Origin of the sequence: Actinopolyspora lacussalsi subsp. righensis, from assembly GCF_900116555.1 — a bacterium.
GTDB lineage: Bacteria > Actinomycetota > Actinomycetes > Mycobacteriales > Pseudonocardiaceae > Actinopolyspora > Actinopolyspora lacussalsi.
Genome location: NZ_FPAT01000001.1, coordinates 697490 through 713649, shown reverse-complemented (window position 1 = coordinate 713649; position 16160 = coordinate 697490). Strand labels below are relative to the sequence as shown.

The following is a 16160-nucleotide window of genomic DNA, read 5'->3' as shown; positions in this document are numbered from 1 at the left end:
TTCGCCGAGGTGCTCACGTGGTGGGACTCGGTGGGATCGCCGTCGCGGACAGGGTTCGTGCCGGGAATCCGGCCGGTACGCCGGTCCTTCCGCACCGGAGCATTCGCAGCGGAGACGGCTTTCGGAGGAGTACCGAGAGCCACGACACGCCGCTTTCCCGGCACCGTGATCCGCTCGTTGTCGTCGCGGCGTTCTAGGCTGCTCGTATGGCCACCACCGAGGAGAGGCGAGCGGGTTCCGGCGGTGCGGGGCTGCGGCTCTGCCGGGTCGTCGGGGTTCCGGTACTGCTGTCCCCGTCCTGGTGGTTGGGCGCCGTCCTCATCGTGCTGCTCTACACCCCGCTGGTGCGCGGCCTGCTGCCGCACGCGGGGATATGGGCGAGCGCGTTCGTCGCGGCCGCGTTCACCGTGTTCCTGGCCGGTTCGGTGCTGCTGCACGAGCTCGGGCACTGTCTCGTGGCGCTGCGCCTGGGCCTGCCGGTGCGGCGGGTACGGCTGTTCCTGCTCGGCGGGATATCCGAGATCGCCCGCAGCCCTCCCACCGCGTTCCGGGAGGGGCTGATCGCGGCGGCGGGCCCCGTGGTGTCGCTGGTGCTCGCCGGTTTCACCGGGATCGGCTGGTTCGCGCTGCAGCCGCACGGTGCGGTGTGGCTGCTGGTGGCGCAGACCTGCGTGGCCAACCTCGCGGTCGGGGTGTTCAACTTGCTTCCCGGGCTGCCGCTGGACGGCGGCAGGATGCTGCGTGCGGTCACCTGGCGGCTGACCGCCGACCGGCACCGCGGAACCGTCGCGGGAGCTCTGGGGGCGGTGGTCGTCGCGCTCGGACTGCTCGGGTGGGCGGTCGGTGGTGCGCTGGGCGACGCTCCCGGGCGGTGGTTGCGGCTGGCGGTGTGTGCGCTGATGGCCTGGTTCGTGCTCGCAGGGGCGTACTCGGAGTACACCGCCGGGCGGGGAGAGCGTTGGCCGAGCGGGGCGGTGTTGGCGGACCTGTTGCGGCCCGTGCTGCAACTGCCCGCGGAGAGCCCGGTGGGCGACGCGCTGTCGGCCGCCGCGGGACGTGGCGTGGTGCTGGTGCGCGCCGACGGGGTCGCGGTGGGGCTGCTGGACCAGTCACGTGCCGCCCAGCTGGCCGCGACTTCTCCCGGAGAGCCCGCCGAACGGGCGTCCGAGGAGGTGCTGCCCGAGACCGTGCTGCTGCGCGACGAGTCCCCTGAACAGGTGTTGCACCGGCTGCGCACCGTATCGGCGGAGCAGCTCCTGGTGGTCGACTCCGAGGGCAGACCCTGCGGCGTGTTGCGCCGTACCGCCGTACGGGACGCGGCGCGGCGCTACGGGCCGCAGTCCTGACCCGCGGCCCGGTGCTGCTCCACCGTCCCACCTCGGGACAACGGCATCGGCTCAGTGGCAGAGGTCCAGTTGTGGGGACTCAGCGGCAGGGGCGCAGCTGCAGGGGTTTACGGCGCGTCTGGCAGGATGAGCCGCCGTGTCCGCATCGGTCCAGTGGACGCATTCGCGGGAGGTTCGCACAGGTGAGCAGTGTCAGCGGTCCGTTCGAGGCGGGAGACCGCGTCCAACTGACCGACCCCAAGGGTCGGCGTAAGACGATCGTGTTGCAGTCCGGCGGCGAGTACCACACCCAGCACGGTGTGCTGCCGCACGACGAGATCATCGGACGCGACGAGGGCTCGGTCGTCAGCTCCAACGGCGGAACCTCCTATCTGGCGGTCCGCCCGTTGCTGTCCGACTACGTGCTGTCCATGCCGCGCGGGGCGCAGGTCATCTATCCCAAGGACGCCGCGCAGATCCTGATGTGGGGCGACATCCGGCCCGGAGCCAGGGTGCTGGAGGCCGGTGCCGGTTCGGGCGCGTTGACCTGTTCGCTGCTGCGCGCGGTGGGCGACGGCGGCTCCGTGGACTCCTGGGAGGTACGCCAGGACCACGCCGACCACGCCGAGCGCAACGTCGAGCGGTTCTTCGGCGAGCGGCCGGACAACTGGACACTGCGGGTCGGCGACGTCACCGAGTACGACGGCGGTGAGGTGGACCGGGTCGTGCTCGACATGGTCTCGCCGTGGGAGGCACTGGAGACGGTGCACCGCGCTCTCGTGCCCGGTGGTGTGCTCGTGGTCTACGTGGCCACCACCACCCAGCTGTCCACGGTCACCGAGGCGCTGCGCGAGCAGCAGGGCTGGACCGAGCCGCAGTCCTGGGAAACGCTGCTGCGGCCGTGGCACGCGGTGGGCATGGCGGTGCGTCCCGAACATCGCATGGTCGCCCACACCGCGTTTCTGCTGGTTACGCGCAGACTGGCCGACGGGGTCACGCCGCTGCGGGTGCACCGCAGACCGAGCAAGGGCTGACCCGCCGCCCGAGTGACCCTCGCTTGGTCACAGGGGTGGCTCCGACTTCCCGAGCCTGGCTTTCCGGCGGGGAAGTCGGAGCTGAGCCGTGGTTTCAGCCGGTGGGCTGGGCGGCGCCGTCGCACATCTTCCACTCGCCGTCCTCGACCACCATGTCCATCTCACCGCCGATGTTCTCTTCGTTCGACCGCGTTCCCGTCGGCCCCTCGACCTTGATCACCATGTTTCCGGTCATGCTGGCCACTGCCGTGGTGTCGGACTTTCTGGTGACCTTTTCGAGCTCGACGTTGAACTCCATCTCGTTAAAGACCTGGGTCGCTTGCTCCTGGCTGAGCCCCCGATTCTTGAACGAATCGATCAGGTCTTCCCTGTTGACGTCGTTGAAGGGGTTGTCCTGATCACTTAGTGTATTTTCACAGGTCATCGAGGCCAGTGCGGGGAAGTCCTTCTCCTTGATCTTGTTCACGTACTCCTGCGCCACGTCCTCCGGGTCGCCGGGGCCGCCGAGCACCACGAACAGCAGGGCGACGATCCCGCCGATGACGACGACGCCCGCCCCGGCACCGCCGATGATCCAGGGGAGTTTGGATTTCTTCTGCTGCGGCGGATAGGGGCCGCCCGGCTGTGCGTAGGGCGGGTAGGCGTTGGGGTCGCCCGGGAAGCCCTGTTGCGGCTGTCCCCACGCCTGTTGTCCCCAGGCTTGTTGCTGCCCCCATGCCTGCTGCGGGCCGCTCTGCGGGTACTGCCCACCGGGCTGTTGACCCCACACGGGTTGTCCGCCGGTCTGGGGATACTGCCCGCCGGTCTGGGGATACTGGCCACCCGGTTGCTGCCCGTAGGGATCCTGGCCGTACTGCTGTCCCCAGGCCGGTTGCCCGCCGCTCTGCGGGTACTGCCCGCCCGGCTGCTGTCCCCAGGCCGGTTGCTGGCCGGGCTCGGGGTGGTAGCCGCCCTGCTGCCCCTGGTTCTGCTGCCAGGGGTCGTTCGGGTCGGGGTGCTGCGGTGGGTGGGTCATTTCTCCTCGCCTTTCGAAATCGTTACTCCTCGTGGAGCAGTGCGGTCACTGTTCACCGCTTCGGGAACGTCGCACCGTTGCCGTCCCAGTCGTCGTTCCGCGTCAACGGGCCAGGTCGCAGAGTCGCCATCGGCCGTCCTCCCATCGCAGGCCGAGCGGTTGATCGACCCGATAGGACGCACTGCCCGCCGAGTAGGTTCCGGTGACCCGGACCGTCGCGCTCTCGCCTCGTGCACTGATCTCCCCCAGTTTCAGGTCGAACTCGCCCGCGCTGAGCTGTTCGAGCTGCCGGAGCAGTCTCGCGCGGTTCGCCGAACACAGTTCCGGTTCGAGCGATTCGAATCGACCGTCGTTGATTCTGTCCAACAGGTTCGTGGCGGCGGGTCGGGGGTCGTCCGGACCGGTGAAGAACAGGAAGTAGCCGCCCGTCGCGGCACCGGCGAGCAGCGCGCCGAGCAGCGCCGGAAGCACCCACCGCCGTCGTGAGCGGTGTTCGGTCGGCGGAGCGGCCTCGAACGATTCCCGGGACTCGCTCCGGGGCAGACCGCGGTTGAACGCGGGATCGCCCCAGTCCGGTGGTGGGGGTGGAGTGCCGGGAACGTGTCGTTCCGAGGGAGGTGGGCCGCGACGGCCCGGGGGCAGCGGTTGCCCGACGGGTGGTTCTCCCGGGGTGGAGTGTTGCCACGAGGCGGACGGATCGTGCCACGGATCGGCCCGGTGATGTCCGGTTCCGTTCTCCGGTCGCCGGGCCTCTCCGCCGGGGCCGGATCTTCGTGGCGGCTGGGTCATCGGGGCCTCCCGAGGCACGTGCCCTTCCGTGCGGTTCCGAAACAGGCTCCTGCGGCGAGTGTTCGCGCAGCAGCGGTACTCAAGTAGATCAGAGCAGGCCGCTTCGGAATCGGGTAGTGGTCGGCGGTTGTCCGCGGCTCGTTCCTCCCGAGCAGTGGGACTCCCGTGGTTGGCCGCACGATCGTGTCGGGATCACGAATCGGTTACCACACGGATGCCCGTGTGCGCTCCGTGCGGTGCGGTGATCGCGACAGCAGGTGTGCGAACAGGCCACGTGATCGGCGTCGACGAGGAAAGTCTCTCCCGAACGGACCAACGGGACGAAACGCACCGTGGTCATCCGGCGAACCGCGTAACGAATCGCAACAATGCCGGAGTGGCTCAGTTCATGTGATGCGGCCGATTCGTGTGGCACGCTGGGCCGTCTAGCGGGATTCGACGACCTCGCGTTGTCGTTGATCGCCGGTACCGTGGTGGTACGAACACGGGAGGAGGGTGCCGATATGCAGCACGACCGTCCCGACAACCGGCCTGAAGAGGGCGTTGGCCAGGGAGCCCGCGGCAGTGCGGAAACGAACAAGCAGATCCGCGAGCTGGAGGACGAGGTCGCCTCGCTTCGAGACAGGCTCAACGAGTCCCCGCAACAGGTGCGGTTGTTGGAGCAGCGGCTTGCCGAGGCATCCGAGAGAGTGAGCCAACTCACCGAACGGAACGCCAAGCTCACCGAGACCCTCAAGGAAGCGCGGAGCCAGCTGACCGCGCTGCGCGAGGAAGTTGACCGACTCGCTCAGCCACCGAGTGGGTACGGCGTTTTCCTCAGCCGTTACGAGGACGGCACGGTCGACGTGTTCACTTCCGGCAGGAAGATGCGTGTGGCCGTGTCACCCAACGTGAATGTGGAGGAGTTGCAACTCGGCCAGTCGGTGCGCCTCAACGAGGCGTTGACGGTGGTCGAGGAGGGAACGTTCGAACGTACCGGCGAGGTTTGCACCTTCCGTGAGATGCTTCCGACCGCCGAAACGGATCAGCCTCGACGGGCACTGGTCACCGGGCACAGCGACGAGGAACGCGTGGTGTGGCTGACGCCGCCCATGGTCGAGTCCGGCCTGAAGTCCGGTGATTCGGTCCTGGTGGACAGCAAGGTCGGCTATGCCTACGACACGGTTCCCAAGGCCGATGTCGAGGATCTCACGCTGGAGGAGGTGCCCGATGTCGGTTACCAGGACATCGGTGGCCTCGGTGGTCAGATCGAGGAGATCCGGGACGCCGTCGAGCTGCCGTTCCTGCATTCGGATCTCTACATCCAGTACAAGCTGGCACCTCCCAAGGGTGTGCTGCTGTACGGACCACCCGGTTGCGGCAAGACCCTGATCGCCAAGGCGGTGGCCAACTCGTTGGCCAAGAAGGTCGCCTCGTCCCGAGGCGACGAGGACGGTCAGGCCAAGTCGTACTTCCTCAACATCAAGGGTCCCGAACTGCTGAACAAGTTCGTGGGCGAGACCGAGCGCCACATCCGGCTGATCTTCCAGCGTGCGCGGGAGAAGGCGTCCGAGGGCACACCGGTGATCGTGTTCTTCGACGAGATGGACTCGATCTTCCGCACCAGGGGAAGTGGAGTCTCCTCCGATGTGGAGACCACCATCGTTCCCCAGCTGCTCAGCGAGATCGACGGTGTGGAGGGGCTGGAGAACGTCATCGTCATCGGCGCCTCCAACCGGGAGGACATGATCGACCCGGCGATCCTGCGCCCCGGCAGGCTCGACGTCAAGATCAAGATCGAGCGGCCCGACGCCGAGTCGGCCAAGGACATCTTCTCCAAGTACCTCACCAGCGATCTGCCCATCCACGAGGAGGATCTGCGGGAGTTCGGCGGGGACCAGCCGTCGTGCGTGGACGCGATGATCCAGACCACAGTGGAGCGGATGTACGCCGAGACCGACGAGAACCGCTTCCTGGAGGTCACCTACGCCAACGGGGACAAGGAGATCCTGTACTTCAAGGACTTCAACTCCGGCGCCATGATCCAGAACATCGTGGACCGTGCCAAGAAGGCGGCGATCAAGTCCGCCATCGACACGGGGCAGCCCGGCTTGCGGGTGCAGAACCTGCAGGACGCCATCGTCGACGAGTTCGCCGAGAACGAGGACCTGCCCAACACCACCAACCCGGATGACTGGGCACGTATCTCGGGGAAGAAGGGTGAGCGCATCGTCTACATCCGCACCCTGGTCAGCGGTAAGAACCAGGAGTCGGGCAGGGCGATCGACACCGCCACCAACACCGGCCAGTACCTGTAGTCGTACCGGTTCCCGTAGTCGGCAGTGCCAGCGGTCGACGGTCAGCCGCGTCATCGTGTCGGAGAGCCGGTCTTCGACACCTGGCCGCTGGTCAAGCCGGCCACTTGACCAACCTGGCCATTGACCAACCTGGCCATTGACCAGACGGGGCGTCACTCGTTCGAGTGGCGCCCCGTAGCTGTGTCGCGGCGCGGTCGGCGTCACCGGTGTCGTCATCGACGCGGGCTCGATAGGTTACGGCGCATGACGGATGCCTCGACCGGTCCGGTGGACCGCTTCGGTGTCGGATTGGCCGCCCTGGGCAGGCCCGCCTACATCAACGTGGGGCGTGTCGACGTGCTGCCGGAGGACCGCACCGTCGACGCCATGCGTACCCGGACCAGGCAGGTGCTGGACGAGGCCCATGCCGCTGGGATCCGCCGGGTGGACACGGCACGTTCCTACGGCAGTGCCGAGCAGTTCCTGGCCGAGTGGCTGCGCGACCGCGGTCACGAGGACGTGATCGTGTCCAGCAAGTGGGGCTACGCCTACGTCGCCGAATGGCGTGTCGAGACCGAGGTCCACGAGATCAAGGAACACTCCTTGGAGCGCTTCCGGCAGCAGTGGCCCGCCAGCCGTGAAGCGTTGGGGGAGCACCTGAAGCTGTACCAGGTGCACTCGTTGACCACCGACAGCCCACTGTTCGAGGACGCCGAGTTGCAGCGGGAACTGGCCCGGCTGCGCGACAGCGGAGTGCTGCTGGGAATCTCCACGACAGGAGCGGCCCAGGCTGCCGCGATCGAGGCGGCCTGGGAGCTGCGGGTGGGCGGTGAACAGCTGTTCGGTGCCGTGCAGGCCACGTGGAACTCCCTGGAACCGTCGGCGGGCAGGGCACTGTCGCACGCCCACGAGGGTGGTTGGCGGGTGCTGGTCAAGGAGACCCTGGCCAACGGCAGGCTGGCCTCGCGACCGCCGGAGCCGCTGGCCGCCGTGGCGGGCAGGCACGGTGCCGGCGCCGACGCGGTCGCCCTCGCGCATGTGCTGGCTCAGCCGTGGGCGGACACGGTGCTGCTCGGTGCGGCGAGCGTGGGGCAGCTGCGCAGCAACCTGGCCGCCCGCTCGGTATCGCTGAGCACGCGTGATCTCGACGAACTGGCGGCCGTCGCCGGGGATCCGGCGACCTACTGGGGTGAGCGTTCCGCTCTCCCCTGGCATTAGTGATCGTGAGGCGGTTTGCGTGGCTGGTTGCGTAGCCGGCACGTGAGTCGGCGCCTTGCTTCGTTGGGCCGGCTCTTGAGTAGCGACCTACGCGGCGAGCGGCCCTGCCTCGCAATGCATCCGACTCACGCACCGGATCCCCCGCACGTTGTGACACGCGCGCTCCGCGACCGAGGCCCCGAGCGGACTGAAAGACCGGGCTACCTACCCGATGTCGCCGGACCCCGCAGCGAGAGCTGTGCGAGAGGTTCCGCCACCCGCACCTCTCGCGGGCCGAGGTGGCTGCGCCTACTGGCCGGTCACTTCAAGAGGAGTTCTTACGGGGTTGGGCCCGCAGGTGGGCGCGCTCGCCCTGCTTACCGAACAGGCTGAGGAATTCCACGGACTCCTCGGTGGCGCTGCCGAACCAGTGCGGTGTGCGGGTGTCGAACTCGGCGGCCTCGCCGGGCGAGAGCTCCAGGTCGTGTTCCCCGAGCACGAGCCGGAGGCGCCCGTTGAGCACGTAGAGCCATTCGTAGCCCTCGTGGCTCCGCGGATCGGGAACGGCGGGGCGGTGAGTCGCCGGGATCACGAGCTTGTACGCCTGGATCCCGCCCGCGCGGCGGGTCAGCGGCAGCATGGTCATGCCGTGCCGGTTGACCGGCCGCAGGTGCACGCGCGGGTCGCCGGTGGGCGGGGCGTCCACGAGTTCGTCGAGCGTCACACCGTGCGCCCTCGCCAGCGGGAGCAGTAGTTCGAGGGCCGGTCTGCGCTCGCCTGATTCCAGGCGGGACAGCGTGCTCACCGATATACCGGTCGTCTCCGACAGCTCGTTGAGCGTGGTTTCGCGCTGCCTGCGGAGCGCTCGCAGCCGGGGACCGACCGTGTCGAGTGTCTGATCGAGGTCGTCGTCCATGCCCTCAGTTTGCCATTGCGGCAACAAAAGTTGCAGATGTTGCCTGCGGATTCGCATGGTGGTAGTGGAGGTGGTGGTAATGACCGACGAATCGGGTACGCACTACGAGGTGGCGGTGATCGGTGGCGGAGCCGCCGGTTTGAACGGGGCGCTGATGCTGTCGCGGGCGCGGCGCTCGGTGGTGGTGATCGACTCGGGCGAGCAGCGCAACGCCCCGGCAGCCGGGGTGCACGGTCTGCTCGGGCGCGAGGGGGTCCCTCCGGCGGAGCTCCTGGAACGCGGACGGGAGGAGGTGCGCGATTACGGTGGGCACCTGCTCGCGGGCGAGGTCGGCTCAGTGGCTCGGGACGACGCCGGGTTCGACGTGAACCTGCTCGACGGTTCTCGGATCAGTGCCCGGCGGTTGCTGGTGACCACGGGCCTGGTCGACGAGCTGCCCGAGGTGGCCGGGCTGCGGGAACGCTGGGGCGGGGACGTGGTGCACTGCCCGTACTGCCACGGCTGGGAGGTTCGGGACCGGGCCATCGGCGTGCTGGCGACCGGACCCATGTCGGTACACCAGGCGTTGCTGTTCCGCCAGTGGAGCTTGGACGTCAAGTTCTTCTGCCACACCCGACCCGCGCCCACCGGCGAGGAGGCGGAACGGCTCGCGGCACGCGGCATCGAGGTGATCGACGGCGCTGTCGACTCGTTGGAGCTCGGTGAGCGTGGGATCAGCGGGGTGCGACTCGTCGGCGGCACCGTGGTCGGCCGCGAAGTGCTCGCGGTCGCGCCGCGGATGACGGCGCGTGCCGCGTTCCTGGCCGAGCTCGGGCTGCGTGCGGTGGAGCACCCGGCCGGGGTCGGGGAGCACGTCCCGTCCGACGCGACCGGTGCCACCGATGTCGACGGAGTGTGGGTCGCGGGCAATGTCACCGATCCGTCGGTCCAGGTCGGTCCCGCTGCCGCGGCGGGAGCCAACGCGGCGGCACGCATCAACGCCGACCTGGTCGAGGAGGAGACCACCCGTGCGGTCGCCGCTCACCGGGACCCGTTCTCCGCCGAGTCCGAGGCCCGTGGCTGTGAAGCGGTGACGGGCGAACGCCGTCACGGCCTGTGAACCGGGAAAATCCCTCGTGAAGCGGACGCGGGTCCTCGTGGCCGAGCGGTTCTAAGCGAGCGCGCCGGGAAGAGCGTTGCCGGCGGCATGGTCGGGGGCATCCCGGCTGATCGTCGGGAGGACCTCGCGCAACGCCGCACGCAGCACGGTGCCGGCTTGCTCCGGGGCGGGGGAGTGCTCGGCGGTGTGCTCCACGGCCACCCGCAGTGCCGTGTTGACCATCGCCGCCTCCGTCTTCACGCTCAGCTCGTCGGCCCGCCTGCCGGTTCGGTGGGCGATCCCCGCGGCGAACGCGGGTTCCGCGTCCCGGTGGGCCTGCAGCCAGACCGTCCTGATCTCCGGCTCCTCCTTGGTCAGTCGGACCAGCGCCAGCATGGTGTCCACGTCCGCGTTCTCGTCGGCCCCGGCGTGCCCGCTCAGCTGGTCGGGCAGCGCCTCGCCGGGCGCCCAGTCGGCCAACGCTCGGGCCACATCGTCGATCCCGTTGGTCAGCAGTGGGCGTATGAAGCTCTCCTTACCCGGCCCCGGGCAGTAGCGCCACAACGTCCGGATCGACAACCCGGCCGCTTCCGCTATCTCATCGGCCGAGGTCTCGGCGACCCCTTTGCTCGTGAACAGCCGCACCGCCTCACGTGCGATGTCCATGCGCGTCGCCGCCTTGCGGCGCTCGGTCAGCGGCGGGCGTCCGGTGCGCCTGTTGGACGTCTCCTGCTCGCTCGACATCCCGGGTCTCCTCCTCGTGGCGGCGGTCACCCGATTCTAGGTCGTTCATTTTTTGGCGCATAATGTAAATCTGGCATACTCTGCCTAGAAGTATCGAACGGTTCGGGTCACATCGGTCGTCCGGCGGGCCCGGAACAGGACGGAAAAGGAGTTCGGGATGAGTGGAACCGGCCTGGAAGGGCGCTGCGTCGTGGTCACCGGCGCCGGATCGGGTATCGGGCGCGCCGCCGCGCTGCGGTTCGCCTCCGAGGGGGCGCGGGTACTCATCGCGGACCTCGATGTCGAAGGTGCCTCGACCACCGAACAGCTGATCCGGGAACAGGAGGGCACCGCGACCACCGTGATCGGCGATCTGGGCGAGCGGACCGTGGTCGACGAGATCGTCTCCACCGCGGTGGAACGGTTCGGCGGGCCGGACGTGCTGGTCAACAACGCGGGCATCATGGACAGCTTCGCCGCGGTGGCCGATCTGACCGACGCCGAGTGGGAACGCGTCCTGCGGGTCAACCTGAGCGCTCCCTTCTTGCTCACCCGCGCGGCGCTGCCGCACATGCTGGCCAAGGGCAGCGGTGTCGTGGTCAACACGGCCTCGGAGGCGTCCCTGCGGGGCAGCGCGGCGGGGGCTGCCTACACCTCCGCCAAGCACGGCGTCGTCGGACTGACGAAGTCGCTGGCCGTCATGTACCGCGACAGCGGCATCCGGGCCAACGCGATCGCCCCCGGCGGTACCGCGACCGGCATCACCGTCGACGCCGATCCCGAGGCGCTCGGCCCCAACGTTCTCGGCAGCTACGGCAAGAACATCGGTCGCGTCGCCGACGCCGACGAGCAGGCATCCGCCATCGTGTTCCTCGCTTCCGATGCCGCCAGCAATGTCAGCGGGGTCGTCCTGCCGGTGGACAACGGGTGGTCCGCCGTCTGACGTGGGTTCTCGAAGGTCGCTACCCGATGTCGGACCTCCCGGAGCGAGAGCGAGCGGGAGGTTCCGCCAAGCGAGTAGTTCGAAACCCGACCGGAAAACTCCAATCAACTTTCCCGGAGGTCGAACCACTCGGTGAGGAACTGCCTGCCGTCCGGAACGAACGGCCAGTCCGGATCTCGTGCGCGTTCCCGCAGCTCGGTCAGCGGCATCCACCAACCAGCGGTTATTTCCTCCGGCTGATGGATCACGGTCCCGTCCCAGCGGATCTCGTACACGAAAGCGTGAAATCGCACCGGTCCTCGTTCGTGGCTGGTCCGGAACAGGAAACGCGGCTCCGCGTGGATTCCCAGCTCCTCGGCCAACTCCCGCCGGGCTGCCTCGTCCGGAGCCTCACCGGCCGCCACGACACCGCCCGCCCAGCAGTCGTACATGGCCGGGTAGACGTCCTTGTCCGCGGTGCGTCGGTGCACGTACACCTTCGTCAGGTCCGTGGAACGCACCAGTACCGAGGTGGCAGCGTGCCACAGTCCCTCGGAGCGCATACGTGCTCGCGGGGCCGAACCGACCACCGAGCCGTTTCGGTCGTAGACGGCGACTCGTTCCTCTCCGATGGTCACCACCCGAGGATGTCAGTTCCGTTGTCGGCGCCGGGTGAATGTCCTCGCGCGGTGCCGCGTCGAGCCGGTAGCGGCAGTGAGCGAGCCGGTGTCGACAGTGGGCGCGGGCTCATCGTCGTTGCCCGCACACGGCATCGGAATGTGAACGCTACAGGGAGTCGTACGCCGCGTTGAACCCGTAGGCTGAACACCATGCGTCGGATCATGGGAACCGAGGTGGAGTACGGGATCACCGTGCCGGGAGACGCGACCGCGAACCCGGTGCTGACCTCCACCCACATCGTGCTGGCCTACGCGGCGGCGGCCGACATCCCCCGAGCGCGGCGCGCTCGGTGGGACTACGAGGTGGAATCGCCGTTGCGCGATGCCCGCGGCTTCGACATGGGCGCCTCGACGGCACCGTCGAACGGCTCGGAGGGTGACGATCTCGGTGCGGCCAACGTCATTCTCACCAACGGTGCGCGACTCTACGTCGACCACGCCCACCCGGAGTACTCCGCTCCCGAGGTGACCAATCCGCGTGACGCCGTGCTCTGGGACAAGGCCGGGGAGCGGGTGATGGAGGAGGCAGCGCTGCGTGCCGCCAGCGTACCGGGGACGACCCCGATCCAGCTGTACAAGAACAACATCGACGGCAAGGGCGCCAGCTACGGCACCCACGAGAACTACCTGTGTGCCCGTGACACCCCGTTCACGGCCGTCATCGCCGGACTCACGCCCTTCTTCGTCTCCAGGCAGATCATCTGCGGTTCCGGCCGGGTGGGCATCGGCCAGGTGGGGGAGAAACCGGGCTTCCAGCTCTCGCAGCGCGCCGATTACGTCGAGGTCGAGGTGGGGCTGGAGACCACCCTCAAACGTGGCATCATCAACACCAGGGACGAACCCCACGCCGATGCCGACAAGTACCGCAGGTTGCACGTGATCCTCGGCGACGCCAACCTCGCCGAGACGGCCACCTACCTCAAGCTCGGCACTACCGCCCTGGTCCTGGACATGATCGAGTCCGGACGTCGTTTCGACGATCTCCGGTTGGCCGATCCGGTCAAGGCGGTGCACCAGATCAGCCACGACCCGAGCCTCAATCAGAAGGTCGAACTCGCCGACGGGCGACATTTCACCGGTCTCGACCTGCAGCGGGCCTATCACGAGCGGGCGGTGGAGTACGTCGAGGCGCACGGCAGCCACACCTCGGGCGAGGTGGTGCGTATCTGGGGAGAGGTCCTCGACCTGCTCGCGCGCGATCCGATGGAGTGCGCCGACCGGCTCGACTGGCCCGCCAAGTTGAAGCTGATGGAGAACTACCGCAGCCGGGACAACCTCGGCTGGGGCTCGCCGCGGTTGCACATGATCGACCTGCAGTACGCCGACGTTCGCATGGACAAGGGACTGTACAACCGGTTGGTCAGCCGTGGTTCGATGCGTCGCATCCTCGCCGAGGAGGAAGTCCGTGAGGCCGTCACGACACCGCCGGAGGACACCAGGGCCTACTTCCGCGGTCGGTGTCTGGAGCGCTACCCGAACGAGGTCGCCGCCGCCTCCTGGGACTCGGTGATCTTCGACCTGGGGCGCGAGTCGCTGGTGCGTATCCCGACCCTGGAACCGCTGCGGGGGACGAAGGCGCACGTGGGTGAACTGCTGGAGGCCGCCTCCAGCGCCGAGGAGCTGGTGGACTCCCTCACCGGCGGGTGATATCGGGGCGCCCGGTTCGATGACCACTCGGTCGCGGGATCTTCGGAGCGCGACAGATCCAAAACGGCCACCTTTGGATCTGGGCGTGCGGCCGATTGACTAGGTAGTGTTCACACCAGGATGTTTTGTTGCCCGTCCGGCCCGGGACGTTGTCGGGTCCGCCCGGCGGAAGCCGCGGTGTCGGTTTCGGGCAGGCATCCTCGATGAGACCACCGGGAGGCGAGATGTCCCAGGAAAAGGTTGAGCGGCACGGCGGCGGAGACGAAGGCGACGAGGAACAGAACGGTGCCGAATCCGCTGGTCAGGAGCGTCGGGAGAAGCTCGGCGAGGACGTGGACACCATTCTGGACGAGATCGACGACGTCCTGGAGGAGAACGCCGAGGACTTCGTCCGGGCCTACGTCCAGAAGGGTGGCCAGTAACCCAGTGACCCGGAAGGGTGGCCAGTAACGGAGTCCTTCGGGACGGTTCGTCCGGCCGCTCCCGGCTGAGACGCCGGGACAAGACGTCCGAACCGTCCGGTGGGACTCCCGCTTCGCGGTCAGCGCCGGCCGGCACCGGGCCGACCGGCGCGACCGCGCACGGCCTAAAGTGTGCACAACCGATCATGTGACGCCAGTTACTTCGAGCAGGAGACGATGTCGCCCATGGAATCCAGCTCGACTCGGAGCCATCCGGGTCAGGCGCTGCCCCCCGAGTACTTCACTCCCGGATCCTCCTCGTTCACGGACTTCCTTCGAGCCGCGGCCCCCGAGATGCTGCCGCGGGCCGCGGACAGCACCGAGGGATCGATGGACGTGCCGCACGGGACGACCATCGTCGCGCTGACCTTCCGGGGAGGTGTGCTGCTCGCGGGAGATCGTCGTTCCACGATGGGCAACATCATCGCCCAGCGGGACATGGACAAGCTCTACGTGACCGACGACTACTCCGCGGTGGGGATCGCGGGTACCGCCGGTATCGCGCTCGAGATGGTGCGACTGTACGCCGTCGAACTCGAGCACTACGAGAAGATCGAGGGCGTTCCGCTCTCGCTGGACGGTAAGGCCAACAAGCTCGCGACCATGTTGCGCGGCAACCTGCAGGGTGCGATGGCCGGACTCGCGGTGGTTCCACTGTTCGCCGGTTTCGACACCGCTGCCGAGGACCCCGACAGGGCTGGTCGCATCGTCACCTACGACATCACCGGCGGACGCTACGACGAGAGCACGGGGTACAATGCCGTCGGCTCGGGCTCGCTGTTCGCCAAGTCGGCGTTGAAGAAACGCCACGATCCGGAGGCCGATGTCGACTCGGCCGTGCGCAACGCGATCGAGGCGCTCTACGACGCGGCCGACGACGACAGCGCGACGGGTGGGCCGGACGTGGCCAGGAAGATCTATCCCACGGTGGTCACGATCACCGGTGCGGAGGGGGCTGTCCGCATGTCCGAGGAACGCACCGCCGCCGTCGCCGAGGAGGTCGTCGCGGGCAGGCAGCAGAATCCCGGAGGCTGAGGCCGGGAGCCCGCGCGGGGCAGGATCGCCACGACCGGGAGCACGGTGCGTTCCGGCCGGCCCGGTGTCCGTCGCCGCGCGCGAAGCAAGCGCCATGTGCCAAGTCGGTACAGCACGATTCGAGCCAGGAGTGCACAACCGTGACGATGCCCTTCTACACCTCGCCAGAGCAGCTGATGCGCGAACGCTCCGAGCTCGCCCGCAAGGGTATCGCTCGGGGTCGCAGCGTGGTGGTGCTCAAGTACACGGGCGGGGTGCTGTTCGTGGCCGAGAACCCCTCGACCACCCTGCACAAGATTTCCGAGATCTACGATCGCATCGGCTTCGCCGCGGTGGGGCGGTACAGCGAGTTCGAGAACCTGCGCATGGCCGGTATCAGGATGGCCGATGTCAAGGGTTACTCCTACGACCGGCGTGACGTCACCGGTCGGGCACTGGCCAACTCCTACGCGCAGACGCTGGGGGCCATCTTCACCGAACAGGTCAAGCCCTTCGAGGTGGAGATCTGTGTCGCCGAGGTGGGGAGCACGCCGGACGCGGACCAGCTGTACCGGTTGACCTACGACGGTTCCATCGTCGACGAACCGCAGTACGTGGCGATGGGCGGGCAGGCCGAGACCGTCACGTCCGTGTTGAAGGACTCCTTCACCGACGGCATGGAACTCGAACCCGCCGTTCGTGAGGCGGTGAGCGCCCTGATGGCCGGCGGCGAGGGATCCCGCCAGTTGGGAGTCGGGCAGTTGGAGGTGGCGGTACTGGAACGGTCCAGGCCGCACCGCACGTTCCGTCGCATCACCGGTGCGGCACTGCGCCAGCTGCTTCCCGACGAGTCCGAGCAGTCCGGCGCGGGGGCGGACGACACCGGCTCGGGATCCGACTCGGAGCAGTCGGAAAACGGCGGCTCACCCGAGTGACGGCTCGGTCCCGGGTGGCCCGCGCCGGGGGCACAGCGGTGTCGTGACGAGCGGAACCGGTGGTTTCGGTGTTCGGTCCCCGACCGCCGAAGCCCCGCTTCCGGGCCGCGTGCGGCCACGTTGTGTGGTGTTTTCGACCGAATTTTCT

At 68.1% G+C, this 16160-nt stretch carries 15 protein-coding genes; 10 read left to right on the top strand and 5 right to left on the bottom strand.

The genetic code is table 11. The features are described 5' to 3' along the window. Positions 1-206 precede the first annotated feature (206 nt). Both BM394_RS03010 and BM394_RS03005 read left to right on the top strand, forming a co-directional pair. A complete protein-coding gene (locus tag BM394_RS03010; protein WP_092973415.1) occupies positions 207-1346 on the top strand; it encodes a site-2 protease family protein in 1140 nt (379 codons plus the stop codon). 182 nt (positions 1347-1528) lie between these two features. Then, on the top strand, positions 1529-2359 hold the full coding sequence (locus BM394_RS03005) for a tRNA (adenine-N1)-methyltransferase (protein WP_092927910.1): 831 nt from the start codon (positions 1529-1531) through the stop codon (positions 2357-2359). A 94-nt stretch (positions 2360-2453) separates the two neighbouring features. Here the strand turns inward: BM394_RS03005 and BM394_RS03000 are convergent, their stop codons facing one another. Continuing rightward, positions 2454-3374 carry an Rv0361 family membrane protein gene (locus BM394_RS03000; protein ID WP_092973413.1) on the bottom strand — a complete coding sequence of 307 codons (921 nt, stop codon included), beginning with the start codon at positions 3372-3374 and terminating at the stop codon, positions 2454-2456. A 102-nt stretch (positions 3375-3476) separates the two neighbouring features. Beyond that, on the bottom strand, positions 3477-4163 hold the full coding sequence (locus tag BM394_RS02995) for a hypothetical protein (RefSeq protein WP_092973411.1): 687 nt from the start codon (positions 4161-4163) through the stop codon (positions 3477-3479). A 503-nt stretch (positions 4164-4666) separates the two neighbouring features. Here BM394_RS02995 and arc point away from each other — a divergent pair. Together arc and BM394_RS02985 are read left to right on the top strand one after the other, a co-directional pair. Next, on the top strand, positions 4667-6460 hold the full coding sequence (arc, locus tag BM394_RS02990; protein ID WP_092973733.1) for a proteasome ATPase: 1794 nt from the start codon (positions 4667-4669) through the stop codon (positions 6458-6460). 243 nt (positions 6461-6703) lie between these two features. Then, complete coding sequence (locus BM394_RS02985; protein WP_092973409.1) at positions 6704-7657, top strand: aldo/keto reductase; 954 nt, start codon at positions 6704-6706, stop codon at positions 7655-7657. Positions 7658-7961: 304 nt separating this feature from the next. Here BM394_RS02985 and BM394_RS02980 read toward each other — a convergent pair whose 3' ends face one another. Beyond that, positions 7962-8552, bottom strand: a complete 591-nt coding sequence (locus BM394_RS02980) for a helix-turn-helix domain-containing protein (RefSeq protein WP_092973407.1) — start codon at positions 8550-8552, stop codon at positions 7962-7964. Between the two features lie 79 nt (positions 8553-8631). On the opposite strand from BM394_RS02980, the gene BM394_RS02975 reads away from it, so the two are divergent. Then, positions 8632-9651 carry an NAD(P)/FAD-dependent oxidoreductase gene (locus BM394_RS02975; protein ID WP_217643312.1) on the top strand — a complete coding sequence of 340 codons (1020 nt, stop codon included), beginning with the start codon at positions 8632-8634 and terminating at the stop codon, positions 9649-9651. A gap of 51 nt (positions 9652-9702) precedes the next feature. On the opposite strand, the gene BM394_RS02970 is transcribed toward BM394_RS02975, so the two are convergent. Then, complete coding sequence (locus BM394_RS02970) at positions 9703-10374, bottom strand: TetR/AcrR family transcriptional regulator (protein ID WP_092973405.1); 672 nt, start codon at positions 10372-10374, stop codon at positions 9703-9705. Between the two features lie 157 nt (positions 10375-10531). Here BM394_RS02970 and BM394_RS02965 point away from each other — a divergent pair, with 157 nt between their 5' ends. Further along, positions 10532-11296, top strand: a complete 765-nt coding sequence (locus BM394_RS02965; protein ID WP_092973403.1) for an SDR family NAD(P)-dependent oxidoreductase — start codon at positions 10532-10534, stop codon at positions 11294-11296. Between the two features lie 104 nt (positions 11297-11400). Here BM394_RS02965 and BM394_RS02960 read toward each other — a convergent pair whose 3' ends face one another. Beyond that, complete coding sequence (locus BM394_RS02960; RefSeq protein WP_245779931.1) at positions 11401-11913, bottom strand: NUDIX hydrolase; 513 nt, start codon at positions 11911-11913, stop codon at positions 11401-11403. 192 nt (positions 11914-12105) lie between these two features. Here BM394_RS02960 and dop point away from each other — a divergent pair, with 192 nt between their 5' ends. The 4 genes from dop to prcA all read left to right on the top strand — a co-directional run bounded on the left by dop (position 12106) and on the right by prcA (position 16012). Further along, positions 12106-13602, top strand: coding sequence for a depupylase/deamidase Dop (gene dop, locus BM394_RS02955; RefSeq protein ID WP_092973401.1), 1497 nt, complete (start codon positions 12106-12108; stop codon positions 13600-13602). Between the two features lie 224 nt (positions 13603-13826). After that, positions 13827-14024, top strand: coding sequence for a ubiquitin-like protein Pup (locus tag BM394_RS02950; protein ID WP_092927919.1), 198 nt, complete (start codon positions 13827-13829; stop codon positions 14022-14024). 225 nt (positions 14025-14249) lie between these two features. After that, positions 14250-15098 (top strand): proteasome subunit beta, encoded by an 849-nt coding sequence (gene prcB, locus BM394_RS02945; RefSeq protein ID WP_092973399.1) that lies wholly within the window; start codon positions 14250-14252, stop codon positions 15096-15098. 140 nt (positions 15099-15238) lie between these two features. Next, on the top strand, positions 15239-16012 hold the full coding sequence (gene prcA, locus BM394_RS02940; protein WP_092973397.1) for a proteasome subunit alpha: 774 nt from the start codon (positions 15239-15241) through the stop codon (positions 16010-16012). The last annotated feature ends 148 nt before the right edge of the window (positions 16013-16160 follow it).

Bases quoted from the DNA above. Each gene is read 5' to 3' on its own strand.
- BM394_RS03010 (WP_092973415.1), top strand. From the start codon at position 207: ATGGCCACCACCGAGGAGAGGCGAGCGGGTTCCGGCGGTGCGGGGCTG.
- BM394_RS03000 (WP_092973413.1), bottom strand. From the start codon at position 3,374: ATGACCCACCCACCGCAGCACCCCGACCCGAACGACCCCTGGCAGCAG.
- BM394_RS02995 (WP_092973411.1), bottom strand. From the start codon at position 4,163: ATGACCCAGCCGCCACGAAGATCCGGCCCCGGCGGAGAGGCCCGGCGA.
- arc (WP_092973733.1), top strand. From the start codon at position 4,667: ATGCAGCACGACCGTCCCGACAACCGGCCTGAAGAGGGCGTTGGCCAG.
- BM394_RS02985 (WP_092973409.1), top strand. From the start codon at position 6,704: ATGACGGATGCCTCGACCGGTCCGGTGGACCGCTTCGGTGTCGGATTG.
- BM394_RS02980 (WP_092973407.1), bottom strand. From the start codon at position 8,552: ATGGACGACGACCTCGATCAGACACTCGACACGGTCGGTCCCCGGCTG.
- BM394_RS02975 (WP_217643312.1), top strand. From the start codon at position 8,632: ATGACCGACGAATCGGGTACGCACTACGAGGTGGCGGTGATCGGTGGC.
- BM394_RS02970 (WP_092973405.1), bottom strand. From the start codon at position 10,374: ATGTCGAGCGAGCAGGAGACGTCCAACAGGCGCACCGGACGCCCGCCG.
- BM394_RS02965 (WP_092973403.1), top strand. From the start codon at position 10,532: ATGAGTGGAACCGGCCTGGAAGGGCGCTGCGTCGTGGTCACCGGCGCC.
- dop (WP_092973401.1), top strand. From the start codon at position 12,106: ATGCGTCGGATCATGGGAACCGAGGTGGAGTACGGGATCACCGTGCCG.
- BM394_RS02950 (WP_092927919.1), top strand. From the start codon at position 13,827: ATGTCCCAGGAAAAGGTTGAGCGGCACGGCGGCGGAGACGAAGGCGAC.
- prcB (WP_092973399.1), top strand. From the start codon at position 14,250: ATGGAATCCAGCTCGACTCGGAGCCATCCGGGTCAGGCGCTGCCCCCC.